Annotated in this window: 27 protein-coding genes; 16 read left to right on the forward strand and 11 right to left on the reverse strand. The window is 71.5% G+C overall.

What is annotated here, in order from left to right:
* Positions 1–110: 110 nt before the first annotated feature.
* The 7 genes from ADL25_RS06230 to ADL25_RS06260 all read left to right on the forward strand — a co-directional run bounded on the left by ADL25_RS06230 (position 111) and on the right by ADL25_RS06260 (position 6305).
* A complete protein-coding gene (locus ADL25_RS06230) occupies positions 111–887 on the forward strand; it encodes a HipA family kinase (protein WP_059126619.1) in 777 nt (258 codons plus the stop codon).
* Complete coding sequence (locus ADL25_RS06235) at positions 884–1267, forward strand: DUF3037 domain-containing protein (RefSeq protein WP_059126620.1); 384 nt, start codon at positions 884–886, stop codon at positions 1265–1267. Before ADL25_RS06230 ends, ADL25_RS06235 begins: the two co-directional genes overlap by 4 nt.
* 160 nt (positions 1268–1427) lie before the next feature.
* The gene (gene fabG / locus ADL25_RS06240) at positions 1428–2189 is read left to right on the forward strand and encodes a 3-oxoacyl-ACP reductase FabG (RefSeq protein ID WP_059126621.1); all 762 of its coding nucleotides are present in this window, start codon (positions 1428–1430) and stop codon (positions 2187–2189) included.
* Between the two features lie 20 nt (positions 2190–2209).
* Positions 2210–2971 (forward strand): SDR family oxidoreductase, encoded by a 762-nt coding sequence (locus tag ADL25_RS06245; protein ID WP_059126622.1) that lies wholly within the window; start codon positions 2210–2212, stop codon positions 2969–2971.
* Between the two features lie 264 nt (positions 2972–3235).
* Complete coding sequence (locus ADL25_RS06250) at positions 3236–4816, forward strand: ABC transporter substrate-binding protein (RefSeq protein WP_059126623.1); 1581 nt, start codon at positions 3236–3238, stop codon at positions 4814–4816.
* 85 nt (positions 4817–4901) lie between these two features.
* A complete protein-coding gene (gene ung, locus ADL25_RS06255; protein ID WP_059126624.1) occupies positions 4902–5585 on the forward strand; it encodes a uracil-DNA glycosylase in 684 nt (227 codons plus the stop codon).
* Between the two features lie 162 nt (positions 5586–5747).
* A complete protein-coding gene (locus ADL25_RS06260; RefSeq protein WP_059126625.1) occupies positions 5748–6305 on the forward strand; it encodes a hypothetical protein in 558 nt (185 codons plus the stop codon).
* Between the two features lie 121 nt (positions 6306–6426).
* On the opposite strand, the gene ADL25_RS45755 is transcribed toward ADL25_RS06260, so the two are convergent.
* The gene (locus tag ADL25_RS45755) at positions 6427–6891 is read right to left on the reverse strand and encodes a hypothetical protein (RefSeq protein ID WP_079050211.1); all 465 of its coding nucleotides are present in this window, start codon (positions 6889–6891) and stop codon (positions 6427–6429) included.
* A gap of 194 nt (positions 6892–7085) precedes the next feature.
* Positions 7086–7676, reverse strand: coding sequence for a TetR/AcrR family transcriptional regulator (locus ADL25_RS06265; protein ID WP_059126626.1), 591 nt, complete (start codon positions 7674–7676; stop codon positions 7086–7088).
* Positions 7677–7771: 95 nt separating this feature from the next.
* On the opposite strand from ADL25_RS06265, the gene ADL25_RS06270 reads away from it, so the two are divergent.
* Complete coding sequence (locus ADL25_RS06270; protein WP_059126627.1) at positions 7772–8956, forward strand: FAD-dependent monooxygenase; 1185 nt, start codon at positions 7772–7774, stop codon at positions 8954–8956.
* A 10-nt stretch (positions 8957–8966) separates the two neighbouring features.
* Entirely contained in the window at positions 8967–9878 is a 912-nt protein-coding gene (locus tag ADL25_RS06275; RefSeq protein ID WP_059126628.1) for a Gfo/Idh/MocA family protein, read from the forward strand.
* On the opposite strand, the gene lnt is transcribed toward ADL25_RS06275, so the two are convergent.
* The 3 genes from lnt to ADL25_RS06290 all read right to left on the reverse strand — a co-directional run bounded on the left by lnt (position 9796) and on the right by ADL25_RS06290 (position 12860).
* On the reverse strand, positions 9796–11370 hold the full coding sequence (lnt, locus tag ADL25_RS06280) for an apolipoprotein N-acyltransferase (protein ID WP_059126629.1): 1575 nt from the start codon (positions 11368–11370) through the stop codon (positions 9796–9798). The genes ADL25_RS06275 and lnt overlap by 83 nt on opposite strands.
* A gap of 90 nt (positions 11371–11460) precedes the next feature.
* The gene (locus ADL25_RS06285; protein ID WP_059126630.1) at positions 11461–11946 is read right to left on the reverse strand and encodes a nuclear transport factor 2 family protein; all 486 of its coding nucleotides are present in this window, start codon (positions 11944–11946) and stop codon (positions 11461–11463) included.
* A 173-nt stretch (positions 11947–12119) separates the two neighbouring features.
* A complete protein-coding gene (locus tag ADL25_RS06290; RefSeq protein ID WP_059126631.1) occupies positions 12120–12860 on the reverse strand; it encodes a hypothetical protein in 741 nt (246 codons plus the stop codon).
* A gap of 322 nt (positions 12861–13182) precedes the next feature.
* Between ADL25_RS06290 and ADL25_RS06295 the strand changes: the two genes are divergently transcribed.
* Positions 13183–13923 (forward strand): glucose 1-dehydrogenase, encoded by a 741-nt coding sequence (locus ADL25_RS06295; RefSeq protein WP_059126632.1) that lies wholly within the window; start codon positions 13183–13185, stop codon positions 13921–13923.
* A 104-nt stretch (positions 13924–14027) separates the two neighbouring features.
* On the opposite strand, the gene ADL25_RS06300 is transcribed toward ADL25_RS06295, so the two are convergent.
* The 4 genes from ADL25_RS06300 to ADL25_RS06315 all read right to left on the reverse strand — a co-directional run bounded on the left by ADL25_RS06300 (position 14028) and on the right by ADL25_RS06315 (position 16607).
* Positions 14028–14207 (reverse strand): hypothetical protein, encoded by a 180-nt coding sequence (locus tag ADL25_RS06300; protein ID WP_059126633.1) that lies wholly within the window; start codon positions 14205–14207, stop codon positions 14028–14030.
* 181 nt (positions 14208–14388) lie between these two features.
* A complete protein-coding gene (locus ADL25_RS06305) occupies positions 14389–14970 on the reverse strand; it encodes a HEAT repeat domain-containing protein (RefSeq protein ID WP_059126634.1) in 582 nt (193 codons plus the stop codon).
* Between the two features lie 358 nt (positions 14971–15328).
* A complete protein-coding gene (locus ADL25_RS06310; protein WP_059126635.1) occupies positions 15329–15592 on the reverse strand; it encodes a hypothetical protein in 264 nt (87 codons plus the stop codon).
* A gap of 139 nt (positions 15593–15731) precedes the next feature.
* Complete coding sequence (locus ADL25_RS06315; RefSeq protein ID WP_059126636.1) at positions 15732–16607, reverse strand: undecaprenyl-diphosphate phosphatase; 876 nt, start codon at positions 16605–16607, stop codon at positions 15732–15734.
* Positions 16608–16926: 319 nt separating this feature from the next.
* Between ADL25_RS06315 and ADL25_RS06320 the strand changes: the two genes are divergently transcribed.
* Genes ADL25_RS06320 through ADL25_RS06330 form a run of 3 tightly spaced genes read left to right on the forward strand, consistent with a single transcriptional unit; the run spans position 16927 to position 19867 of the window.
* Entirely contained in the window at positions 16927–18225 is a 1299-nt protein-coding gene (locus tag ADL25_RS06320) for a Gfo/Idh/MocA family protein (protein ID WP_234380665.1), read from the forward strand.
* Positions 18222–19151 (forward strand): PmoA family protein, encoded by a 930-nt coding sequence (locus ADL25_RS06325; protein ID WP_059126637.1) that lies wholly within the window; start codon positions 18222–18224, stop codon positions 19149–19151. Before ADL25_RS06320 ends, ADL25_RS06325 begins: the two co-directional genes overlap by 4 nt.
* The gene (locus tag ADL25_RS06330) at positions 19145–19867 is read left to right on the forward strand and encodes a cupin domain-containing protein (protein WP_059126638.1); all 723 of its coding nucleotides are present in this window, start codon (positions 19145–19147) and stop codon (positions 19865–19867) included. Before ADL25_RS06325 ends, ADL25_RS06330 begins: the two co-directional genes overlap by 7 nt.
* Positions 19868–19873: 6 nt before the next feature.
* Here the strand turns inward: ADL25_RS06330 and ADL25_RS06335 are convergent, their stop codons facing one another.
* Positions 19874–20344, reverse strand: a complete 471-nt coding sequence (locus ADL25_RS06335) for a winged helix-turn-helix transcriptional regulator (RefSeq protein WP_059126639.1) — start codon at positions 20342–20344, stop codon at positions 19874–19876.
* A 115-nt stretch (positions 20345–20459) separates the two neighbouring features.
* Between ADL25_RS06335 and ADL25_RS06340 the strand changes: the two genes are divergently transcribed.
* Positions 20460–21629 carry a thiolase family protein gene (locus tag ADL25_RS06340; protein ID WP_059126640.1) on the forward strand — a complete coding sequence of 390 codons (1170 nt, stop codon included), beginning with the start codon at positions 20460–20462 and terminating at the stop codon, positions 21627–21629.
* Positions 21630–21633: 4 nt separating this feature from the next.
* Here the strand turns inward: ADL25_RS06340 and ADL25_RS06345 are convergent, their stop codons facing one another.
* Positions 21634–22407, reverse strand: coding sequence for a TVP38/TMEM64 family protein (locus tag ADL25_RS06345; RefSeq protein ID WP_079050212.1), 774 nt, complete (start codon positions 22405–22407; stop codon positions 21634–21636).
* Positions 22408–22796: 389 nt separating this feature from the next.
* Between ADL25_RS06345 and tuf the strand changes: the two genes are divergently transcribed.
* Both tuf and ADL25_RS06355 read left to right on the forward strand, forming a co-directional pair.
* Positions 22797–23966, forward strand: a complete 1170-nt coding sequence (tuf, locus tag ADL25_RS06350) for an elongation factor Tu (protein ID WP_059126642.1) — start codon at positions 22797–22799, stop codon at positions 23964–23966.
* Between the two features lie 117 nt (positions 23967–24083).
* On the forward strand, positions 24084–24929 hold the full coding sequence (locus tag ADL25_RS06355) for a spermidine synthase (protein ID WP_107116530.1): 846 nt from the start codon (positions 24084–24086) through the stop codon (positions 24927–24929).
* Positions 24930–24976: the final 47 nt, after the last annotated feature.

The raw sequence follows: 24976 nt of genomic DNA on the forward strand, positions 1-24976 counted from the left end.
CGGTCCGCTTGCCGCGCCCGCGTCGGCGCGTCGGATCCCGGGGCCCGGCCCCGGGATCCGGGTCGCCGCTGCTCGGAACCGCGGCCCGGGCGACCGGATAGCCTGGGGAAATGCTCAAGGAAGTGACGGCGACCCGCTACATCACCCCTCTGCGTGAGGGCGGTTCGCTGCCGGGACTCGTCGAGGCCGACGACCTCGGGACGTACGTCATGAAGTTCAGCGGCGCCGGACAGGGCCGCAAGACCCTCGTCGCCGAGGTCGTCTGCGGTGAACTCGCCCGTCGGCTCGGCCTGCGGGTGCCCGGCCTCGTGACCATCGGCCTCGACCCGGTGCTGGGCCTCGGCGAGCCCGACCAGGAGGTGCAGGAACTGCTCAAGGCGAGCGGCGGACGCAACCTCGGCATGGACTTCCTCAGCCGCGCCATCGGCTTCGACCCGCTCGCCTTCGCCGTCGGCTCCGAGGAGGCCGGCCGCATCGTCTGGTTCGACGCGCTGGTCAACAACGTGGACCGCTCCTGGCGCAACCCCAATCTGCTGATGTGGCACGGCGAACTGTGGCTCATCGACCATGGCGCCACGATGATCTGGCAGCACAACTGGCGCGGCGCCGAGACCTCAGCGGCGCGGCCCTACGACGCCTCCGACCATGCGCTCGCTTCCTTCGCGCCGGACGTGGCGAGCGCCGCCGCCGCACTGGCGCCGCTGGTCACCGAGGATCTGCTCGCCGAGGTGACCGCCGGGATCCCGGACGAGTGGCTGTCCGGTGAACCCGGCTTCGACACCCCGGATGCACTGCGCCGGGCCTACGCACGGCCGCTGCTCGCCCGCGCCGCCGACGTCCATGAACGCATCCAGGGCATCGAGACCCACCGGGGGGCCGGCAAGTGAACGGGCGGGACGTCTTCGAGTACGCGCTGCTGCGGGTCGTGCCGCGGGTGGAGCGGGGCGAGTGCATCAACGCGGGGGTACTGGTCTACTGCCGCGCCAAGTCCTTCGTCGCCGCCCGAATGTACCTCGACGAGCGGAGGCTGCTGGCGCTGGATCCCGGCGCGGACGTGCCCGGCGTGCATGCCGCGCTGCGTGCGGTCGAGGGCGTGTGCGCGGGCGGGGCGGCGGCCGGGCAGGCGGCGCACGACGACCCGGGGCGGCGTTTTCGCTGGCTGATCGCGCCCCGGTCGACGGTTGTGCAGCCCGGGCCCGTGCATACGGGGCTGACCGCCGATCCGGCGGCCGAGGCGGAACGATTGCTGGACCTCCTGGTGAGGTAATGGATCACATGCGCCGGGTGGGCCGTTGACACCGGGTGCCAGGGCTTCTAGCGTCACGTCTGCTGAAGGTACTAAGCGGTCGCTCACCTGATGGGCGTGCCGCGGGAGCCGCAGAGTTTCCAAGGCGTTCCAGGCTTTCCAAGGGCGAGGAGAAGCAGCAATGTCCACCACTGAGCAGCGGGTCGCGGTCGTCACCGGCGCCGCGCGCGGCATCGGCGCCGCCACCGCAGTACGACTGGCGGCCGAGGGCCATGCCGTCGCGGTGATCGACCTCGACGAAGCGGCATGCAAGGACACCGTGGAGAAGATCACCTCCGCCGGTGGCAGGGCCATCGCCGTCGGCTGCGACGTCTCGGACGAGGCGCAGGTCGAGGCGGCCGTCGCGCGTATCGCCGAGGAGCTGGGCGGGCCGACGATCCTCGTCAACAACGCGGGTGTGCTCCGCGACAACCTGCTGTTCAAGATGAGCGTCGCGGACTGGGACACCGTCATGAACGTCCACCTGCGGGGCGCCTTCCTGATGTCGCGCACGGTGCAGAAGCACATGGTCGACGCGGGCTTCGGACGTATCGTCAACCTCTCCTCGTCCTCGGCGCTCGGCAACCGCGGTCAGGTGAACTACTCCGCGGCCAAGGCCGGTCTCCAGGGCTTCACCAAGACCCTGGCCAAGGAGCTCGGCAAGTTCGGCATCACCGCCAACGCCGTGGCCCCCGGCTTCATCGCCACCGAGATGACCAAGGCGACCGCCGACCGGGTCGGCATGGGCTTCGAGGACTTCAAGGCCGCGGCCGCCACCCAGATCCCCGTGCAGCGCGTCGGCGAGCCCGACGACATCGCCAACGCGATCGCCTTCTTCACGGGCGAGGCGGCCGGCTTCGTCTCCGGCCAGGTGCTGTACGTCGCCGGCGGACCGCTCGACTGAGGCCACAGGAGTACGGACACATGACTGAACTTCCCCCCCTCTCCGGCAAGGTCGCCCTGGTCACGGGCGCCAGCCGGGGCATCGGCCACGGCGTCGCCGAGGCCCTCGTCGCCCGCGGCGACCGGGTCTGCATCACGGGACGCAACGAGGACGCCCTCAAGGAGGCCGTCGAGAAGCTCGGCGCCGACCGCGTCATCGGCGTCGCAGGCAAGGCGCACGACGAGAACCACCAGGCCCTGGCCGTGGAACGCACCATGGAGGTCTTCGGCCGGGTCGACTTCCTGGTCAACAACGCCGGTACCAATCCGGTGTTCGGCCCGATCGCCGACCTCGACCTGAACGTGGCGCGCAAGGTGTTCGAGACGAACGTCGTCTCGGCGCTCGGCTTCGCCCAGCGGACCTGGCACGCCTGGCAGCGTGAGAACGGCGGCGCGATCGTCAACATCGCGTCGGTGGCGGGGCTCTCCGCCTCGCCGTTCATCGGCGCGTACGGCATCAGCAAGGCCGCCATGATCAACCTGACCGTGCAGCTGGCACACGAGTACGCGCCCCTGGTGAGGGTCAACGCGATCGCGCCTGCCGTGGTGAAGACCAAGTTCGCCCAGGCGCTGTACGAGGGCCGCGAGGCGGAGGCCGCCGCGGCCTATCCGCTCGGCCGGCTCGGGGTGCCCTCCGACATCGGCGGCGCCGCGGCGTTCCTCACCTCGGAGCAGTCCGACTGGATCACCGGCCAGACGCTTGTCGTGGACGGCGGCATCTTCCTGAACGCCGGGGTCGGATGAGTTGAGACGGGTCCCGCGCCCATGACGGGCGCGGGGCACCGGGCCGGCAGCCGAGGGGCCGGTCCGCGGCTCTCCGCGCGGAGGGCACGGGTGCCGCTTGGACGGAAGTGGCGCCCGTGCCGGCGATCACAAGACACACAGACGGATGACAACGTCGTCATGGACGCCCCGATTCAAGCGCCCCGTCGAAGCGGGTCCGGCCGCGCCGAGGCTGCGGTAGGGTCTGCCGCCCACCCTTGGTACGGCAGATCGAGGAGCGTGCGCGTGTTCAACCGCAACCGTTGTCGGCGTCGACTGGCGGCGATCGCGTCCCTGTCCCTGGTGGCCGGTTGCAGTGCGCTCTCGTCGGGGTCCTCCGACGACAGGAGACCGATCGTCGTGGGCACCACCAGCTCCCCGACCACCCTTGACCCGGCCGCATCCTGGGACAACTCCTGGGAGCTGTTCCGCAACGTCTACCAGACCCTCCTGAACTACCCGAACGGCGCGACCGAGCCGGGTCCCGACGCCGCTGAGCAGTGCCGCTTCACGGATGCGACGACTTTGGCGTACCGCTGTGTGGTGCGTGAGGGGCTGACGTTCTCCAACGGGCACAAGCTCGACGCCCGGGCCGTGAAGTACTCGTTCGACCGGATCAAGCGCATGAACGTGCCCGGCGGCCCGGCGGGTCTGCTGGGCAGCCTCGACCGGGTGGAGGTCAAGGGCGACCGCGAGGTGGTCTTCCACCTCGACAAGCCCGACGCCACCTTCCCGTTCGTCCTCGCCACGCCCGCCATGTCGATCGTCGACCCGGCCGACTACCCGGCCGCACAGGTGCGCCGGGACGGCGAGGTCACCGGTTCCGGTCCGTACAGGCTGGAGTCCTACCGGGACGGCAAGGAGGCGAGGCTCACCGGGAACACGCGCTACAAGGGCTACGCCCAGCGCCGGAACGACGCGGTCACCATCCGCTACTTTCAGGACTCGGCCGCCATGGTCCAGGCGCTCAGGGGCAGGAAGATCGACGTCACCTACCGCGGTCTCGGTGCCTCCGACATCGTCGCCCTGCAGGCACACTCGTCCGACGAGGACATCCAGCTCGTGGAGAACTCGGGGATCGAGATCAGCTATCTGGTGTTCAACCCGAAGGACCCCTGGGCCGGCAAGGCGGCCGTGCGCAAGGCGGTGGCCCAGGTCGTGGACCGGGCCGCGATCGCCCACAACGTCTACAAGGACACCGTCGACCCGCTCTACTCCATGATCCCGGCGGGGCTGACCGGCCACACCACGGCGTTCTTCGACGACTTCGGAGAGCCCAGCACCGCCAAGGCGCGCAAGATCCTCTCCCGGGCGGGCATCACCCGGCCCGTGCCGCTCACCCTCTGGTACACCACCGACCGCTACGGTTCGGAGACCGCTCCCGAGTTCAGGGAGCTCAAGCGGCAGCTTGAGGACTCGGGCCTCTTCCGGGTCACCCTCGAGTCCCGCCCCTGGAAGTCGTACGTGGAGGGCTACCAGAAGGGCGAGTACCCGGTCTTCGGGCGCGGCTGGTTCCCCGACTTCCCGGACCCCGACAACTACATAGCCCCCTTCGTCGGCGAGCAGAACGCCCTCGGCACGCCCTATCCCCAACCGCGGATCACCGGAGTCCTTCTGCCGTCGTCGCGGCGCGAGAGCGATCGTGCCAAGGTGGTGGACGCGTTCGAGAAGGCCCAGCAGATCCTCGTGGACGACACCAGGCTGCTGCCCCTGTGGCAGGGCAAGCAGTTCGTCGCGGCGAGCGAGGACATCTCCGGCGGGGAGCGGGCGCTGGACCCGTCGACGATCATGATGATGTGGGAGCTGCACCGCAAGACCAGCTGGTAGCCCCCGTCGGGCACCCGTGCCCTTTGTCAGTGGTCGCCTGTAGGTTCTGGGGCCTGGAAGTGACCGCACATCGGAGGAAGTTGACGTGACCGACATCGCCATGCTGCCGGAGTCCTGGCGGGGCGTACTGGGCGACGAACTGCAGCAGCCCTACTTCAAGGAGCTCGTGGAGTTCGTCGAGGAGGAGCGCGCCAAGGGTCCCGTCTACCCTCCGCGTGAGGAGGTCTTCGCCGCTCTCGACGCCACGCCGTACGACAAGGTGAAGGTCCTCGTCCTCGGCCAGGACCCGTACCACGGCGAGGGCCAGGGGCACGGTCTGTGCTTCTCCGTGCGGCCGGGTGTGAAGATCCCGCCGTCCCTGCGGAACATCTACAAGGAGATGCACGAGGAGCTGGGCACCCCGATCCCCGACAACGGCTATCTCATGCCGTGGGCCGAGCAGGGCGTCCTGCTGCTGAACGCGGTGCTCACGGTGCGCGCGGGCGAGGCGAACTCGCACAAGGGCAAGGGCTGGGAGCAGTTCACCGACGCGGTGATCCGCGCCGTCGCCGGCCGGCCCGACCCGGCGGTGTTCGTGCTGTGGGGCAATTACGCGCAGAAGAAGCTGCCGCTGATCGACGAGTCGCGGCATGTCGTCGTCAAGGGTGCGCACCCCTCGCCGCTGTCCGCGAAGAAGTTCTTCGGCTCGCGCCCGTTCACGCAGATCAACGAGGCGGTGGCCCGGCAGGGACACGAGCCGATCGAGTGGACCGTGCCGAATCGGGGATGAGGCCCGGGGCGGGGCCGTGCCCGGTCCGGCCCCGCCCGCCGGCCCACGGGCCCCGCATCGTCACCGTCCTGGCCCAGCGCCCGTACGGAGCTGCCTGACCGCGATTGCCGGCGGAGGCGGTTAGCGTCGTGGTGAGGGAGGGTGACGAGCGCGGAGGAAGCCGTGGTGAAGCGACAGGAGCAGGCGGCGGCGGACGCCGTCATGACCCGGATCGGGCAGGGCGTCATGCTGCACCACGGTGGCGACCGCGAAGAGGCCCGGGACCGTTTTCTGCGTCTGTGGGCGGAGATCGGTGAGGACGGCGATCCGCTCCACCGCTGCACGCTGGCGCACTACATGGCGGACACTCAGGACGATCCCGCGGACGAGCTCGCCTGGGACCTGCGGGCGCTGTCCGCCGCCGAGGAATTCACCGACGAGCGCCTCGCCGGCCACGACGGGGTGCTCGCGGTGCGCGTGTTCTACCCCTCGCTCCATCTGAACCTCGCGGCCGACTACATCAAGCTCGGCCGCTGCGAGGCCGCCCGGGTCCATCTGGGCCGGGCGCGCGGCGCGGTCGGCGCCCTGGACGACGACTCGTACGGCGAAGGGGTCAGGGCGGCGCTCGTACGTCTGGAGCTGGGGCTCGCCGAGCGGTGGCCGAGGGGTGGCACACCGGAGCCCGGCCCGCCGGACGGCCCGGGCGGGGACACCCTGGGACCGCAGAGACGGCGCCCTTGAAGCGACCGGCGCGACCGGTACGAAGGGGACGACGATCGGCCCACGCATCTCGGGTCGGCGAGCGCCCGCGGGACGACAGAACCTCGACATGGGGCCCGCCCGATCGGACGCTCTGCGTGGCTCAACGCCCGTAGGTGCCCCGGCAGATCCTCGCCTCGGGGCTGTCGGGCCGCCACCCTCCGTATCTGCGGCCGAGCGCGCACACGTCCGCGTTCCTCGGGAGCCCCCCGGAGACGGTCGGCGGCAACTGCACCGGACCCCTTTGACCGGTCCGCCGCGGTTGCGGGTCGGCGGGCGGGTGGGGCCGGGCGGCGGGCGGAGCGATGCCCGGTGCGGGCGGGGCAGCGCGGTTCGGGCCGGTCTTGAACGGTGAGGGAGGCTCGGAGGGCCGGACCATCTCCAGCGCCTCCCGGGCCGGGGCTTGGACGACGCGGGGGTCCGTGCTGCCGTCGGGGCGCGGTGCCGAGGGGAGCGTGGGGGAGGGGGGCGGTCCGGAAGCCGGCGGTCGCTGGACGGTCACACAGCCGGTGAGGGCCGAGACGGCCACGGTGACCAGGAGCGCGGCGGTCGTCGTCGTTCGATGCACCCGCGCAACTCTGCAAGGTCATGGCCGGTTTGGGGAGCTGACAGGCGCAGGATGCCCCGCATGGGTGATCTCCGGCCCCCTACGGAGGGTCCGCGTCCATCGCGGCTGACGCCGGTCCCTCGGTTGCCGCCGTCCGGTCCACTCAGTCGCCACCGGCCGGACCCGGGCGCCATCAGCCCTTCCCGCGGCGGCCGTCAGTCGCGGAGCATGCCGTCGAGCAGTTCGCGCAGGCCGGCGCGCACCTCGCCCGGGCCGGGCACATCGGCGGTGAAGGATCCCGCGACGCACGAGAACATCAGCCCGTCCAGCCAGGCCACGAGCGACAGTGCGTGGCGGTCCGGGTCGGCCGAACCCATGGCCGTGACCAGGGCGTTGAGCTGGTCGCGGAAGCGGGCGCCGGCCGCGTCGAAGTGTCTGCGCAGCTCCGGCCGGCGTGTGGCCTCAAGGGCGAGTTCGTACCGGGCGAGAGTCAGCGCGCGGTGGTGGGTCAGGGCACGGTGGGCGGCCAGGGCCAGCGCGTCCACCACTTGGTCCGGCCCGCTCGTGGGGGCGGGCATCTCGTGCGGCGCGAGTACCCGGGCCTCCCGGTCGGCGAGGCGCCGCACCGCCAGCTCCAGCAGCGCCAGCCGGGTCCGCGCCAGATTGGAGGTCGAGCCCTGGGGCAGCCCCGCCCCCTCGTCGACCGCCCGGTGCGTCAGCCCGCGCATGCCGCGCTCGGCGAGCAGGGAGAGCGCGGTGTCGGCGATGAGGTCGGCGCGGGAGGTGCCGTCGGTAAGTGCGGACATGAACGCCAACCTATCCGTAGCACTACGCCTGTAGTAGTGTCGCCACATCTGCTCACTACAGGTGTAGTCGCATCTGTGCGGCACGAGGAGGGGCCATGGCACCGGCGTCGCGGGTCGTCGTCATCGGAGGCGGTGTCGGAGGGCTGACCGCGGCGGCGGCTCTGCACCGATCCGGCCGTCAGGTCACCGTTCTGGAGCGGGCCGGCTCGCTGGATCCGGTGGGCTCCGGGATCTCGCTGGCCCCGAACGCCCTGCGCGCCCTCGACGTCATCGGGCTAGGGGACGAGCTCCGCGACCTCGCCGCCTGGCAGGGGAACGGCGGGCTGCGCACACCGTCCGGGCGCTGGGTCTCGCGCCTCACCGCCGCCGATGCGGCCGAGCGTCTCGGTGGCCCGATCGTGCTGCTGCACCGGGCCACCCTCGTGAACACCCTGGCGGCACAGCTCCCGCCGGGGACGATCCGTACGGCGTCCGCCGCGAGCCTCGTCGACCCGGGAGACGCCACCCGCCCGGCCCGCGTCGCGGTCTCCGACGGCGAGTTGGAGGCGGACCTGGTCGTGGCCGCCGACGGCATCCACTCGGCCGTACGCCGTGCGCTGTTCCCGGAGCACCCGGGGCCCCTCTACACCGGATTCACCACCTGGCGGCTCGTCTCGGCGCCCCCCGGCGTGGAGTTCGCACCCCACGAGACATGGGGCCCGGGCCGCTTCTGGGGCACACAGCCACTCAAGGACGGCAGGGTGTACGCCTACGCCGCGGCCGTCTCTCCCGCCGGCCTGCACGCACCGGACGACGAGCGGGCCGAACTCGTGCGCCGGTTCGGGGACTGGCACGAACCGATCCCCGTCCTCCTCGCCACGGTCCGCCCCGAGCAGATCCTGCGGCACGACGTGCACCACCTCGCCGAGCCGCTGCCCGCGTTCCACTCGGGCCGGGTCGCGCTGCTCGGGGACGCGGCCCACGCCATGCCGCCCCAGCTCGGCCAGGGCGGGAACCAGGCCGTCGAGGACGCCATCGTGCTCGCCCACCACGGCGAGGACCTCGCCGCCTACACCGCCGCCCGGCTGCCCCGCGCGACGGCGGTCGCCCGCAAGGCGGTGAGGGCCGCCGACGTGGGTCTGACCCGCAGCCGTTCGGGCATCGCCGTCCGCAACGCCGCGATCGCCGCGCTGTCCCGGGTCGCCCCCGGGCTCCTCCTGCGCGGCTTCGAGGACATCGCCGACTGGCGGCCGCCGCAGCAGCCGTATGCTTCCGGCAAGGCACCGGTCCGCAACCCCTAGGAGACACCCCGTGAAGGTCGGCTGCATCGGACTCGGTGACATCGCGCAGAAGGCGTATCTGCCGGTGCTCGGGATGCAGCCGGGGCTCGAACTGCATCTGCAGACCCGCACTCCGGCGACGCTCCGGCGAGTCGCCGACGGACTGCACCTACCGGCCGCCCAGCGGCATGCTGACCTCGACGGACTGCTCGCCCAGGGTCTCGACGCAGCGTTCGTGCACGCGCCCACCGGTGCACACGCCGAGATCGTCACGCGGCTGCTGGAGGCGGGCGTGCCGACGTACGTGGACAAGCCGCTCGCCTACGAACTCGCCGACTCCGAGCGGCTGGTGCGGCTCGCGGAGGAGCGCGACGTCGGCCTAGCGGTCGGCTTCAACCGACGCCACGCTCCCGGATATGTACAGTGCGCCGAACATCCGCGCGTGCTGATCCTGATGCAGAAGAACCGGGTCGGACTCCCCGAGGAACCGCGCACCATGATCCTCGACGACTTCATCCACGTCGTCGACACCCTTCGGTTCCTGGTCCCGGGCCCGGTCGACGATGTGACGGTGCGCGCCCGGGTCGAGGGCGGACTGCTGCACCATGTGGTGCTGCAGCTGGCGGGCGACGGCTTCACCGCGCTCGGTGTGATGAACCGGCTGAGCGGTTCGGCCGAGGAGGTACTGGAGGTCTCGGGCCAGGACTCCAAGCGGCAGGTCCTCAACCTCGCCGAGGTCGTGGACCACAAGGGTCAGCCGACCGTGCGCCGGCGCGGGGACTGGGTGCCGGTGGCCCGGCAGCGCGGCATCGAGCAGGCCACGCTCACCTTCCTCGACGCCGTCCGGGCGGGCAAGGTGCTCAGTGCCCGTGACGCACTGGCGACTCACGAACTGTGCGAGCGGGTGGTGGCTGCGGTGCAGGAGCGCCCCGTCGCACTCTGAGCGCACGCAGGCCCTCGGCCGCGCACATCCCGGCGAGGATCAGCAGGGCCCCGTGGACGGGCCAGTCGCCGAACCTGACGTACGGGGTGACGCCCCGGGCGAGTGGAACGTCGTAGACCTCAGAAGCGCTGCGGTCGGTCCCGAGCCAGGAGCCGACGCGTGCGCCGCTCGGACCGTAGACGGCGGAGACGCCGGTGAGTGTGGCGTGCACCATCGGCCGGCCGGTCTCGGCGGCCCGCAGCGCGGCCAGCGAGGCGTGCTGCTCCGGCGCCCAGCTGTGCTGGAACGTCGAGGTGGAGGACTGGGCGAGCAACACCTGCGCGCCGTCCTCGGCGAGATGGCGGCTCATGTCGGGGAACGCGGACTCGAAGCAGACCATCGGGCCGATGCGCAGCCCGTGCCCGACGTCCATCACCACCTGCTCGGTGCCGCGCCTGCGGTCCTCGCCGGCCGCCCTGCCCACCGAGGTGGCCCAGCCCAGGACGGAACGTGCCGGTATGTACTCGCCGAACGGGACGAGCCGCATCTTGTCGTAGCGCTGCCCGGTCGGGCCGTCCGGGCCGACCGGCACCGAACTCTTGTATATGCCCGGCTGATCGGAGCGCCGCGCGTCCACGTTGACCAGGATCTCGGCGTTCACCAGCCGGGAGAGCGCCGCGATCCGCTTCGCCAGATCGGGGCGCTGTGCGAGGTCGAACCCGACGCTGCTCTCGCCCCACACGACCAGGTCCAGCTGCTGTCCGGCAAGCGCGCGGGTCAGCTGCTCCTCCCGGTCGAAGCGTCGCATCCCGCTGTCCGCGCCGCTGACGATCCCCGGCTGCACGACCGCGATCCGCATACGCCCGTCGGGGTGCGGGTGCGGCGACCAGGCCCAGGCGGCCGTGGTCGCAACGGCCGTGGCCACCAGACCTGCCGCTGCGGGGACCCGTGACGCGCGTACCGACACCAGCACGGCGACGGCCACATTGACAAGCACCACCAGGAAGCTCAGCAGCCACACCCCGCCGATCGAGGCGAGCCGCAGCGCGGGCTGCACCTGCCACTGGCTCGAACCGAGCAGGCCCCAGGGGCCGCCGAGCCCCTGCCAGGAGCGGACGAGCTCCACCAGGAGCCAGCCGGACGGCAGTACGACGAGGGCGGCGCCGACCCGCCCGGCCGTCGGCACCCCGGCCAGGAAACGCCGTACCAGCCAGCCCCAGGGCGCCCAGAGCGCGCCGAGCAGCGCGGCTATGACGAACATGAACACGTTCAGGCTCGGGAACAGCCAGTGGTGCACGGCCACCATGAAGCCGAAGCCGCCGAGCCAGCCGTCGTACAGGGCGCGCCGTCCGGTCGGGGCCGTCCGGATCAGCAGGATCCAGGGGACCAGGCAGACGTGGGCGAACCACCACCAGGAGGGTGCAGGGAAGGCGAACATGGGCAGGGCGCCCGCGAGCGCGGCGGCGGCACCGCGCCCGAAGCGGGAGGAGAGCCAGTCGTCGGGCATCCTCATACGGCGCATCCCTCCCCGGTGCATGTCTCCAGTGTGCGCGCCGCGGAAGATCTACGACAGAGGGCATGGAGGGGCAAGGGACGGGCTCGGTCAGGTGCCGGACTCCTGGCCGCGTGGAAGCGGCATGCGACGCCACTTCTCCTCGACGACCACTTCGCGCAGCCGCCAGCCCTCGTCCGTGCGCAGGAACGCGAAGGCGTACCGGCCGCCGCAGACGAAGTCCGGCTCGGCCGGCTCGCCGTCCTTCGTCGCGAACCGCATGGGATTGACGTAGTCGGCCCGGATCCCGGCCGTGTCGCCGACGTCGTGCGCCAGGGCGCCGAACCGGACCCGCCGGTTCACGATCAGGTGCTGGCGCATCGGGAACAGGCGCAACGTCCCCTCCAGCCAGTCGGCGACCCGCCCCGCTTCCCCCTCGATGCCGCCGGCCGACCGGTAGTCGGCCCGCCCGTCCGCCGTGAACAGCCCTCGGTACGCCGTCCAGTCTCCGTCGTCCACGGCCACCGCGTACTCGGTGACGAGTCCGTCGAGGGCCAGCCGATCCATCACGGTCGCGAGTTCCACGCGCTGGGTCATCGGTTCAGTGTTGGGGACGGAGGACGCGCCGCCAAGAGGTGTGCTGAGGGTTCAGGACATGGCGGACCGCCTGACCCCGGACAGCGGGGCAGGCGGTCCGGCCGGCCCGGGGCGCCGTGATCGCCGGGCCCGATTCCGGCGGGCCGGTGATCCCTGCGCTCCCGGGGGCATGATCACCACTCGTAGTGGTGGCGGTCGATGACGCGAAAGCTCCCCGCGACGGCGCTGTCGAGGAGGGCGCCTGCGAAGCCGCTCCCGAAGCGGCTTCCGAAGCCTCCGTCGCCGGAGTAGTCGTTGTTGCCGGTCACGACGCCGTAGGTGCTGCCGTAGGGGCCCACGGTGGCGACCGGCGAGCCGTTGTCGCAGCTGAAGCCGCGGTAGACCTCGACGATCTTGTCGCTGTCGTTGTCGACGCTGAAGCTGGTGGAGCCCAGTCCGCTGGCCGCGGGGACACAGCCGTCGACGGCGGCGGAGAACGACCGCTCGTTGAAGTAGATCCTTCCGATCCTCTTCTGGTGGTTTCCACGGTCCCCACCGCCCCCACGGTCGCCGTTGTTGCCGCCGTTGCCGCCGTTGCCGCCGTTGCCGCCGTTGCCGCCGTTGCCGCCGTGGTTGTAGTTGTTCCCGCTGTTGTTCCCGCCGTTGTTCTCGCCGTTCCCGCCGTTCCCGCTGTTGTTCCCGTTGTTCCCGCCGCCCGAGGTGTCGCCACCTTGCGGTGCTGCGGCCGGGACGGCCTCCAGCGGAGCCATGGCCGTCCGGAGGGAGGGCGCCGCCTTGTGGGGCGCAGGGGCGGCCAGCTTTGCGGACGGGCCGGCCTTGGTGGATTCGGTGGTGGAGGCGTAGGTGATCCCGGCGGTGACAAGGACCGCAGCGCCCACTGCGGCGGTGGTCACGGCGATGGTACGCGTCGGCATGTCAGTTCCTTCTCTCGTTAGAGACGCCGGCCGGGCAGCCGATCTCTGACGAAAGTACTGATAGTAACTTTTAGCTGCCATATCGGATATGCCCTCGGAGTGATCCCGTGCGGCCGGTCGGGTGCAAACGCGGCGCTGACGGCGTGTCGCGACTGCGCCGTCCGCGCCTGGCGCTTTGTCAGGGGCGCCGTCCCGGGGTCGAACTCCGTGGTCGTGGGGTGCTGTTGCCGACGGGTTGTTCCTCGCTCGCCGACCGGGACGGACCCGCGGTTTGCGACCGTGGGATGATCCGTCCACGTGCGTTCGGCAGGAGGAGACATCCATGACGCGTCCCGTCACCGTGGTCACGGGCGGAAGCCGGGGGATCGGTGCCGCGACGTGTGTGCGACTCGCGTCCGACGGACACGACGTGGCGCTCTCGTACGTGCGGGACGATGCCGCGGCCGAGCGGACCGCGACCGCCGTGCGGGCCGCCGGCGGACGGTGTGTCACCGTGCGGGCCGACACCTCCGACGAGTCAGACGTGGACCGTCTCTTCGACACGGCAGCCCGGGAACTCGGAGCGGTGACGGGCCTTGTGAACAACGCGGGCGTGACGAGCCCGCACGGTCGGCTGGTGGACGCCGACACCGCCGATCTCCGCCGAGTCGTGGAGGTCAACCTCCTCGGCGTACTGCTGTGTTCACGTCGCGCGGCCCGGATGATGACCCGGCGCAAGAGCGGAGTCATCGTCAATGTGTCCTCGGCCGCGGCGACGCTGGGCAGCCCCGGCGAGTACGTGCACTACGCCGCGTCCAAGGCCGCGGTCGACGCCCTGACCGTGGGTCTCGCCAAGGAACTGGGTCCGGACGGCATCCGCGTCAACGCTGTGTCGCCGGGGATCGTCGAGACCGAGATCCATGCGGCGATGGGCGATCCCGGGCGTCCCAGCCGTCTGGCCCCCACCGTTCCGCTGGGCCGGCCCGGACGGGCCGAGGAGATCGCCGCGGCGATCTCCTGGCTGATGTCGCCGGAGTCCTCGTACGCCACAGGTGCCGTGCTGAGGGTGTCCGGAGGACGGTGACGGCCGGAGCGACGGCACGTCGGGCTACGGCATGCCGAGCCCTGGGGAAGAACTGATCAGGATCGCCTTCGAACGCCTGTCGGGCCGGAGCGGTTGACGCGTGCTCAGGCCGCCTCGATGATCTCGCCGCGCATCGCTTCCGCCCACTCCACGACCAACAGCTCGTACTCCGCGCGTTCCTGAGCCGACAGCGTGCCGCCGGCCCGCAGCCACAGCGCACGGATCCGCTCGTTCACGTCGTCGGCGGACCGTGCGGAACCAGGGCTCATGGAATCGGGGGACATGCGGACAAGCGTAGGGGCAAGGGCTGACAGCGCGCTACCGCGCGGCTACGCGTGCAGTATGTGGTTGGTCACGATCGCTTCTGTGGACGGGAGTTGGGGGATTCTGCGTCGTCGGGGGAACGAACCGTGACGTGATGACCGGATCGTCCCGGGCCCGGTGCGCGCGCCCGGGCCCGGCTGCTCACCTCGACCTCATGTCCCGTGTCCGGCCGGGGCGCGTCTTCCGTGCGCCCGGTGGGAGGGTTCGTTCGTAGATGGTTCCGCCGGGCACGAACCAGCCCGCCTTCTTCCGCACCGCGGGGTCCGGGTCACCGGTGCGGGACTCATGAAGTGCGGCGACAGCGCGTGCGTCGAAGTGGGCGAACTTGCCGACGAGCTCGGCGGCCCTCGCCCTGACGTGCGGGTCGGGGTCCGAGGCCAGGTGGCGCAGTGCCGGGTCGAGGACCCGGTCCGCGCCCGGAGCGCAGGTGTCGCCCTTGCACCGGTCGCACGCCAGGGCGTGGAACGCGGCGATCCTGACCCGCGAGTCGGGGTCGTCGACCATGGTGACGAGTGCGTCCATGGACTCCGTGTCGACCAGATGATCGAGAAGTCGGCAGCAGCCCTCACGGACGGCCGGATTCTCGTCGTACAGGCCGGCCCGAACGGCACTCACCGCGTTCGTCCCGCGCCGGAGCAGTTCGCGGTACGCCGCGACCGTGCGTTGGGGGTCACCCAGGCACGCGACGAGGGCGTTGTTGTCGGTTCTGACGAAGCCGAGCATGAGTTCAGTGTCGAACGCTCCACCGGCTACCGGCAAAGGGATTTCGGCCGCGTGGCAGGCGGCCGTGCCCTCGACGGACACATCCGCGAGGACGGGATGCCGAACGAGGCCGTGTCACAGCCGTCACAACCGAGCCGTCCTCACCCGTTCGGGATGGTGACAGGCGCGTCGGGTGGGGCGTAGCGTCCCTCGTGCGGCAGTCGAACGGCCCGGCCGTGAGGCCGGGCGGGGGCGCAGAACGCGACCCTGCCTCCCCCCGTACGGCTGCCGCTTCGTCATGCGGTGTGTCGCACGCGGCCGGCCGGCCGCAAGGGTCGCGAGGGGCCGAGGCGAAGGCCACCGGCCCACGTCACGCCGCTCACTCGGTGTTCCCCTCGTCCGGGTCCACCGGTTTGTCGCCGTAGAAGCCGTCCAGTTGCACGTTCAGTTCGGCGAGGTCCGGGTGTTCGGCCAGATCACGGATCTCCGCCTGTGTCAGCACGTCCACAAGGCGACGCATCGAGCGTGAGGCCAACATGGCCGCGGCGGTCCTGTCCAGTTCGGCGGCGCGCTTGCGGTGCAGCTTGGCCAGGATGCGGAGCTGGCGGGCCCTCAGCTCGTACGGGTCGACACTCTCGCTCATGCGGGCCGCTCCTCGGTGTGTTCGTGACCGTCGCGCCATGCTCCCACCCGAACGCCGAGGCCGCAGAGCCGAACTCGTCGTGGCGGCCTCGTCGCATGTATCGCACAGGGCCCCGCGCGCCCCGGCCGCCGCCCCCTCGCTAGCCCGCGGACTCCGCCGCGTGCGGGCTGAGGACGCCCGCGGTGACCAGGGCGATGATGGCCAGGCCCAGAGCGATCCGGTACCACACGAAGGGCATGAAGGACTTCGACGAGATGAACTTCATGAACCAGGCGATGACCGCGTAGCCCGAGGCGAACGCGATCACCGTCGCGAACAGGGTCGGTCCCCAGCTCACATGCCCCGACTCGGCGGCGTCCTTGAGCTCGAACGCACCGGAGGCGAGGACGGCCGGAACGGCCAGCAGGAAGGAGTATCGGGCCGCCGCCTCGCGCTGGTAGCCGAGGAACAGGCCGCCACTGATCGTGGCCCCGGAGCGGGAGACGCCGGGAATCAGCGCCATCGCCTGGCAGAGCCCGTAGACGAGACCGTCCTTGGTGTTGAGGTTCTCGAGCGTCTTGCGCTGCTTCGCCGCCCGGTGTCTGCCGCCGGTCTCGTCGCGCGCCGCGAGCCGGTCCGCGACACCGATGACCACGCCGATGACGATCAGCATGGTCGCCGTGATCCGCAGATCGCGGAAGGGACCCTCGATCTGGTCCTTCAGCGTCACGCCGAGAACCCCGATCGGTATCGAGCCGACGATCACCAGCCAGCCCATCTTCGCGTTGTGGTCCCGCCGCGTCTCCTTGTCGAACAACGAGCGGAACCAGGCGGAGACGATGCTCGCGATGTCCTTGCGGAAGTAGATCAGCACCGCGGCCTCCGTGCCGATCTGGGTGATCGCGGTGAAGGCCGCCCCGGGGTCCTCCCAGCCCGCGAAGGCCGCGGTCAGCCGCAGATGGGCGCTGGAGGAGACGGGGAGGAACTCGGTCAGCCCCTGGACGAGCCCGAGGATGAGGGATTCAAGCCAAGACATGAAGTGAAGGGGTCCAAGCGCTGATCGTGGATACGGCGGCGGGCGCACCGAACGCCGGCTGCCGTGCCGAAACCGTCGATCAAGTGCGCAGAGCCGCAGCGTAGCGCCCCGGGACGGCGGCGCCCGCACCGGGGCTTTACCAACGCTTGGGGCGCTCGGGCCGAACCGCGCGCGCCGGAGCCCTCCGCCCGGCCCGGGGCAGGGGCGGTACGCGGTGTTGACCGCCCCTTCGGACGGGTGCTTTCGTAACACCGGGGAGAAAGCGCTTGCCGCCCCGCAGTCCTCGGAACTCGACACGCGTTGGCCGACGTCTGACGTCATGTCCGATGGAGCGCTGATCACGTCCATGCCCACTGCTCGCCATGCGTCCCCAGCCGTCGAATCCACCGGTCCCGACACCACCCAGGACCCGAATCCCGACGAAGTTCCCGGCCCGGACCCGCGTCCGGGCCGGCCGACGTCCCCGTTCGCCGGCAGGCGCATCAGGGCCGCCGTCGTGGGCGCCGGTGGTATCGCGCGGAGTTCCCATCTGCCCGCGCTCGCCCGGCTCGGCGCCGAGGGCGAACTCGAGATCGTCGCCGCGGTCGACGTCGACGCGGACGCGCTCGGGCGGCTCTGCGCGCAGGGCGGGATCCCGCACGCGTACCGCGACCTCGGCCGCATGCTCGCGGAACGGCGGCCCGATCTGGTCGCCGTCTGCACGCCGCCCGTCCTGCACCGCGAGCAGACCGTCGCGGCGCTGCGGGCCGGTGCCTGGGTGTGGTGCGAGAAGCCGCCGGTACCCGCACTGGCCGACTTCGACGCCGTCGAGGCGGAGGAAGGCGCGAACGGCGGCCCGTACGCGGCGATCGTCTTCCAGCACCGCTTCGGCTCCGGCGCCCGGCACGTCAGGCGACTGCTCGCCGGGCGGGCGATGGGACGGCCGCTGGTGGCGCACTGCCAGACCACCTGGTACCGCGACGCGGCCTATTACGCCGTTCCCTGGCGCGGCCGGTGGCGGAGCGAGGGCGGGGGACCCGCCATGGGGCACGGGATCCACCAGATGGACCTCCTGCTGGACCTGCTCGGACCCTGGAGCGAGGTGCGGGCCATGGCCGGGCGGCTGGTGCACGAGGTGGAGACGGAGGACGTCTCCACGGCGCTGGTCCGCTTCCGGAGCGGCGCCCTCGCCACGATCGTGAACAGTGTGCTCAGCCCCGACGAGACCAGCCGTATCCGCATCGACTGCGAGCGGGCCACCGTCGAGCTGACCCATCTGTACGGGCACCGCAACGACGACTGGCGCATCACGGCCGCGCCCGGGGTGCCCGAGGAAGAGGCCGCCGGCTGGCGGGACTTCGGCGCCGACGTGCCGAGTTCCCACCTGGCGCAGCTGCGTGAGCTGGTCGCGAGCATGCGCGCCGGTGAACGGCCCCGCAGCAGCGGCGCGGACGGCCGGTCCAGCCTGGAGCTGATCACCGCCCTGTACAAGTCCGCGTTCACCGACACGACCGTGCGCGCCGGGGACATCGGTCCAGGTGACCCCTTCTACACGGCCCTGCACGGAGGCGCGCCCGGCTGGGCACCCGAAGGCACCGGCGCGTCCGCGGCGGCACCGGGTCGGGAGGTCTCCGCATGACCGTGAAACTGCGCATCGTGCACACGCACGGCGATCGCATCACGCTCACGGCACCCACGACCGGCGTCGAACTGTTCGCCTACGTCTACGCCCCCGAGGCGGCCTGGGAGGCGCCGAAGCCGTATCTGCACCCGATGCGGACGCTCGCCGGAGACATCGTCACCGACTACCGGCCCAACGATCACCGCTGGCACAAGGGGTTGCAGCTCACCGCCTCCCACCTGTCCGGGCAGAACCTGTGGGGCGGCAACACCTACGTCCACGGCGAGGGGTATCTCGCCCTGCCGGAGCTGGTCGGCTCGATGGCGCACGCCGGCTTCGACGAGATCACCGCGCACGACGGCGGTGCGGTCATCGCCGAACGGCTCACCTGGCACCCGCACGGCGGTGCACTGTGGGCCGAGGAGGAGCGCCGCATCGAGGTCCACGACGTCGACGCGACCTCCCGGTCCTGGGCGTTGACCTGGGCCTCCTCGATCACCAATCGCCGCGACGAGGCCCTGTGCTTCGGCAGCCCGACCACGGCGGGGCGGGAGCTGGCCGGCTACACCGGGCTGTTCTGGCGCGGGCCACGGGCCTTTCGCGGCGGCCGGGTCATCGGGCCCGATCCCGGCGGGCCCTGGCCGATGGGGCGGCAGGCGCCCTGGCTCGCGTACACGGGGGAACACGACGGTGCCGACGGGCAGGCCACACTCGTCTTCGTGCACGCCCCGGAGAACGATCACCTGGGGGAGCGGGGCACTCATCCCGCCCACTGGTTCGTCCGCAACGAGCCCTTCGCGGCCGTCGCCCCCTCCTGGGCCTTCCACGAGGAGCTGGAGCTGGCCCCGGGCGACACGCTGCGCCGACGGTACCGCGTGGTGGTGGCGGACGGCGCCTGGGAGCGCGAGCAGATCGCCGACTACCTCGAGGAGCACCCATGGTGAGCCCCGGCGGATTCACGGGACTGCCGGGCGCCGTGGCCGTCTCGCATCTGTCCGTGTACGACTGGCCCGCCGCCGACGGCCTGTGCGGTGGAACCCCCCATCTGCATCTGACCTGTTCGGAGGCGTACGTCGTGGTCGGGGGCCGTGGTGCGGTGCAGACGCTGACGACGTCCGGCTTCGAGGTCACGCCGCTGGAAGCGGGCACCGTGGCCTGGTTCACACCCGGCACCGTCCACCGGCTGGTCGACGACGACGAGCTGCGTATCACCGTGCTCATGCAGAACGGCGGGCTGCCGGAGGCGGGCGACGCGGTTCTCACCCTGCCCCCGGGGTACCTGGCCGATCCGCAGGCCTACGCGGCGGCGACGGTGATCCCGGTGGGCGCTCCCGAGGCGGAGCGTGAGCGGATCGCGCGTGCCCGCCGGGATCTGGCCCTGGAGGGCTTCCGGGCGTTGCGCGAGGCGAAGGGCCCGGAGCCGCTGGCCGCCTTCCACCGGGCCGCCGCCGCGCTGGTGCGCCCGCGGCTGGCCGAGTGGCGAGCGCGGTGGTCCACGGGCGCACGGGCCGCCGCGGCGGCGACGGGCGAACAACTCGACCGTCTGGAGCGCGGTGACGTCTCCCACCTCGCCGAGGCGGTCGTGCGGGCCCGCAGGCCGTCCGCCGTCGGGAAGTTCGGGATGTGCGGTCGGCTCGACGTGTACGAGGAGACGTCGTAGTCGGTCCTATGCCGCGGTCGGACCGGACACCGTCCAGCCCGGTGCCTGGGGGTGCGCCGTCTTGTCGCCGTGGCGGACCTCCTCGCCGCAGGCGGAGCAGGTGACGACCGGAAGCAGTTCGCTGCCGCACTTGTGCTCGATCACCATGGGGCGGTCGCCGTCCTCGCGCAGATGGCGGTCGCCCCACGCCATGAGCGTCATGAGGACCGGCTCCAGTTCGAGGCCCGCCGCCGTGGGCAGGTACTCGAAGCGCTGTGGGCGCTCGCTGTACATCCTCTTGGTCAGGATCCCCGCCTCCACCAGGCGCTTCAGCCGTGTGGCCAGGATGTCCCGGGGTGCGCCGATGTTGCGTACGAACTGGTCGAAGCGTCCGTTGCCGAGGCAGACCTCGCGCATGACGAGCAGCGAGTACTTCTCCCCGACGAGAGCCAGCGTGTCGGCGATCGAGCAGGGGCGTGGGTGTTTGGAGGCGGCCATGAGTCCAGTCTAGGCAAGGGTTTGTTTTTCCAACTCTCGGCGTTATGGTGGATCCAGATTTCCTACTCACCGGTAACCGTCACATCGGCACACGCCGGGCAAGGAGGCCCGCACCATGCGCGACGCCGTGATCGTCGAAGCCGTACGCACCCCGGTGGGCAAGGGCAAGCCGAACGGCGCCCTCGCCCATGTCCACCCCGTGGAACTCCTCGCGCACACGCTGCGCACCCTCGTCGAGCGGTCCGGGGTCGATCCGGCCCTCATCGACGACGTCATCGGGGGCACCGTCGACCAGGTCGGCGAGCAGGCCATGAACACCACCCGGTACGCCGTCCTGTCCGCGGGCTTCCCGGACACGGTGCCCGCGACCACCGTGGACCGCCAGTGCGGTTCGTCGCAGCAGGCGGTGCACTTCGCCGCGCAGGGCGTGATCTCGGGGGCCTACGACATCGTCGTGGCCTGCGGTGTGGAGTCCATGAGCCGGGTGCCGATGTGGTCCAACGTGCCTGCCGGCAAGGACCCCTTCGGACCGGGCGTCGCCGAGCGCTACCCGGACGGTCTGGTCCCGCAGGGCATCAGCGCCGAGCTGATCGCCGCCAAGTGGTCGATCGCCCGTGAGCAGATGGACGCCTTCGCCGTCTCCTCGCACCAGAGGGCGGCGGCCGCCTGGGAAGCGGGCCTGTTCGACGCCGAGACCGCACCCCTGGAGGGACTGGCCCGCGACGAGTGCATCCGGCCCTCCAGCAGCGCCGAGATCCTCGCCGGGCTCAAGCCCGCGTACTACGACCCCGGATTCGCCGAGCGGTTCCCGCAGATCGAGTGGAACGTCACCGCCGGCAACGCGAGCCCCGTCAACGACGGCGCGTCGGCCGTGCTCATCATGTCCGGCGAGACCGCGGCCCGTCTCGGCCTGCGCCCGCTGGCCCGCCTGCACAGCTTCGCCGTGACCGGATCCGACCCCCTGCTGATGCTCACCGGTGTCATCCCTGCCACCGAAAAGGTGCTGCGCAAGGCGGGGTTGACCCTCGACGACATCGACCTGTTCGAGGTGAACGAGGCCTTCTCCAGCGTCGTGCTGGCCTGGCAGCAGGAGACCGGGGCCGACCTCGCGAAGGTCAACGTGCACGGCGGGGCCATCGCCATCGGCCACCCGCTGGGCGCGAGCGGAACCCGTCTGACCACGACCCTGGTGCACGCACTGCGGGCACGGGGCGCCCGCTACGGGCTGCAGACGATGTGCGAGGCGGGCGGCCTCGCCAACGCCATGGTCCTCGAGGCGGTCTGAGCCCTCAGTGCCCGCGCAGGTGGTGGCGCTTGCGCCAGGCCACCACCACGCCGGCCAGCGCGGGCACCGCGATGAAGGCCATCGCGATCAGGAATACGGGCGAGGTCGGCGTGCTGGCACGGGCGCCGGCGACGACGTACGCGGCGGTGTTCGGGATCGAGCCGAGCGCCGTCGCGAGCAGGTAGGGCGTCCACCGCATCTGCGAGACGGCCGCGCAGTAGTTCACCCCCCAGAACGGAAGGCCGGGGAAGAGCCGTGCCGCCATCATCGAGCGGAAGGCGTGCCGGCTGAGCTGCCCGTCCGCCGCCTTGAGCCAGCGGCCCCGCAGCAACGGGCGCAGCGCGTCCTGTCCGAGCGCCCGCCCGAGCCCGAACGCGATCGCGGCCCCGAGCACCGTGCCGACGAGCGCCGTGCCCGTGCCCAGTTCCGAGCCGAACAGCGCACCTGCCGCGAGGTTGAGCAGTGGACGCGGCACGAACGCGACCGTGATCAGGCCGTAGGCCAGCGCGAAGACGGCGGCCGCCGCGGCGCCCCCGAACTGCGGCGGCCAGCCGTGCGTCACCAGGCGCTGCGGCTCGAACAGCAGCATGCAGGTCGCGGCGGAGGCGAGCAGCACCAGCAGCAGGGACAGCCGTGACCAGGGGGAGAGCAGCACCCGGGTGCACCGGGCGGCGAGTCCGGCCGGTGGGACGACCGCGGGCGCGGCGACAGGTGGCGCAGTGGCGGCCTGGGGAGAGGCCGTGGCGGTGCCCCCAGAGCGGGTGGTGGCATCGAGCATTCGTCGACCCTAACCGACCGATGTGTGTGATCGCCGTATGGTTCGTCTCCCCGGCACCACTGTTCGGGAAGCCTTCATCCGGCCGTCGACCCGTCGAACTCGACTGCCTGCGAAAACCATTCGACGCGGTTGCGGCTTTCGGCGATGATCTGCGACATGTTCCGGTTCGCCTTCGTCCTCACGGCATCCGCCGCCGCGGATGCTCCGAAGGCTGCCGTCCTGATCCTCGTGGCCGCCGTCGACGGCGCCCGAAGCTGACCCTCCCCGGATCGTCCGGCGGACCCCGGAGGGGGAGGGTCGGCAGGTTCTCGGGGTCCCCGTCCCGGCCGGTTCTCCCGCCGCCGGGGCCGTCACTCGGCACCACTCTGAGAAGGCTTCGAGGTACAGCCATGCCCAAGACGGCATACGTGCGCACCAAACCGCATCTGAACATCGGCACCATGGGCCATGTGGACCATGGCAAGACCACGTTGACCGCCGCCATCACGAAAGTGCTGGCCGACCGCGGCACCGGCACGTTCGTGCCGTTCGACCGCATCGACCGCGCCCCGGAGGAGGCGGCGCGGGGCATCACCATCAACATCGCCCATGTCGAGTACGAGACCGACACCCGGCACTACGCGCACGTGGACATGCCGGGCCACGCCGACTACGTGAAGAACATGGTCACCGGGGCCGCTCAGCTGGACGGAGCGATCCTCGTCGTCTCCGCGCTGGACGGGATCATGCCGCAGACCGCCGAACATGTGCTGCTCGCCCGCCAGGTGGGCGTCGACCACATCGTCGTGGCCCTCAACAAGGCCGACGCCGGCGACGAGGAGCTCACCGACCTCGTCGAGCTCGAGGTCCGCGAGCTGCTCTCCGCACAGGGATATCCCGGCGACTCCGTACCGGTGGTACGCGTCTCCGGGCTCAAGGCCCTGGAAGGGGACCCGCGTTGGACCAGTGCGATCGAGGCGCTGCTCGACGCCGTGGACACCTATGTGCCCATGCCCGAGCGGTACCTGGACGCGCCTTTCCTGCTGCCGGTGGAGAACGTGCTCACCATCACCGGCCGCGGCACGGTCGTCACGGGCGCCGTCGAGCGCGGCACGGTCCGCGTCGGCGACCGGGTCGACGTGCTCGGCGCCGGTCTGGAGACCGTCGTCACCGGCCTGGAAACCTTCGGCAAGCCGATGGACGAGGCGCAGGCCGGTGACAATGTGGCCCTGCTGCTGCGGGGAGTGCCGCGCGACGCGGTCCGACGCGGGCACATCGTCGCGGCGCCCGGCAGCGTCACGCCGAGCCGGCGGTTCACGGCGCGCGTGTACGTGCTGTCCGGGAGGGAGGGCGGCCGGACGACCCCGGTGTCGACCGGATACCGGCCGCAGTTCTACATCCGCACCGCGGACGTGGTCGGCGACATCGACCTCGGTGAGTCGGCCGTCGCCCGGCCCGGCGACACGGTGACCATGGCGGTGGAGCTCGGCCGGGACGTCCCGCTGGAGCCCGGCCTCGGCTTCGCGATCCGCGAGGGCGGCCGGACGGTCGGCGCGGGCACGGTGACAGCCGTGGAATGAGGGACTGCTCCCGCCGGGTGGGGAGCCGCGTGCCGTCGTGGGACGGTGGCGCGGTTCCCCGCTTCCCCCGAGGCCGTCGCGGTGCCCGACGGCCACGGGTCCCGGCACAATGGAGGGGTGAGCGAGACCGTACCCGTCACCCGCACCGTCGATCACGGCGTCGCCAAGCTGATGCCCGACGTCGACCGGGAGCAGGCCTGGCTGCTCACGGTGGACGGGGCGCCGCAGTCGTACGTCGACCTCGACGAGCCGACGCATCTGGAGTTCGAGTACGCACAACGGCTCGGGCATGTGCTCGACACGGTCACGCCGCCGGGGCGGCCCCTCGACGTGCTGCACCTGGGCGGGGGAGCGCTCACCCTGCCGAGGTATGTGGCGGCGACCCGGCCCGGCTCCCGGCAGGACGTCGTCGAGGCCGACCGGGCCCTGCTGGAACTCGTCGTGGAGCATCTGCCCCTGCTCGCGGGCTCCGGCATCACGCTGCACCCGGCCGATGCCCGAGCCTGGCTGGAAGCCGCTCCACCGGACTGCGCCGACATGGTGATCGCGGACGTCTTCGGCGGCTCCCGCGTGCCCGCCCATCTGACGACGGTGGCGTACGCGCGCGCCGCGGAACGGGTGCTGCGTCCGGACGGCGTCTATCTGGCGAACCTGGCCGACGCTGCGCCCTTCGGCTTCCTGCGCTCCCAACTCGCCACGTTCGCCGAGGTCTTCGAGGAACTCGCACTGATCGCCGAGCCGAGCGTGCTGCGGGGACGGCGCTTCGGCAACGCCGTGCTCATCGCCGCCCACCGGGCGCTCGACGTCGCGCCCCTGTCCCGCCGCACCGCTGCGGACGCCTTCCCGGCCCGTGTCGAACACGGCGACGCGCTGCGGGACTTCATGGGTGACGCCGGGCCCGTGCACGACGAGAACGCGGTCCCGTCGCCGGAACCGCCCGACGGGGCCTTCACCATCGGCTGACGGCGGCTCGACCACCACCGGGTGCCACGGCCGAGCGGCACCCGGTG

This window comes from Streptomyces sp. NRRL F-5122 (genome assembly GCF_001507435.1).
Lineage (GTDB): Bacteria > Actinomycetota > Actinomycetes > Streptomycetales > Streptomycetaceae > Streptomyces > Streptomyces lannensis.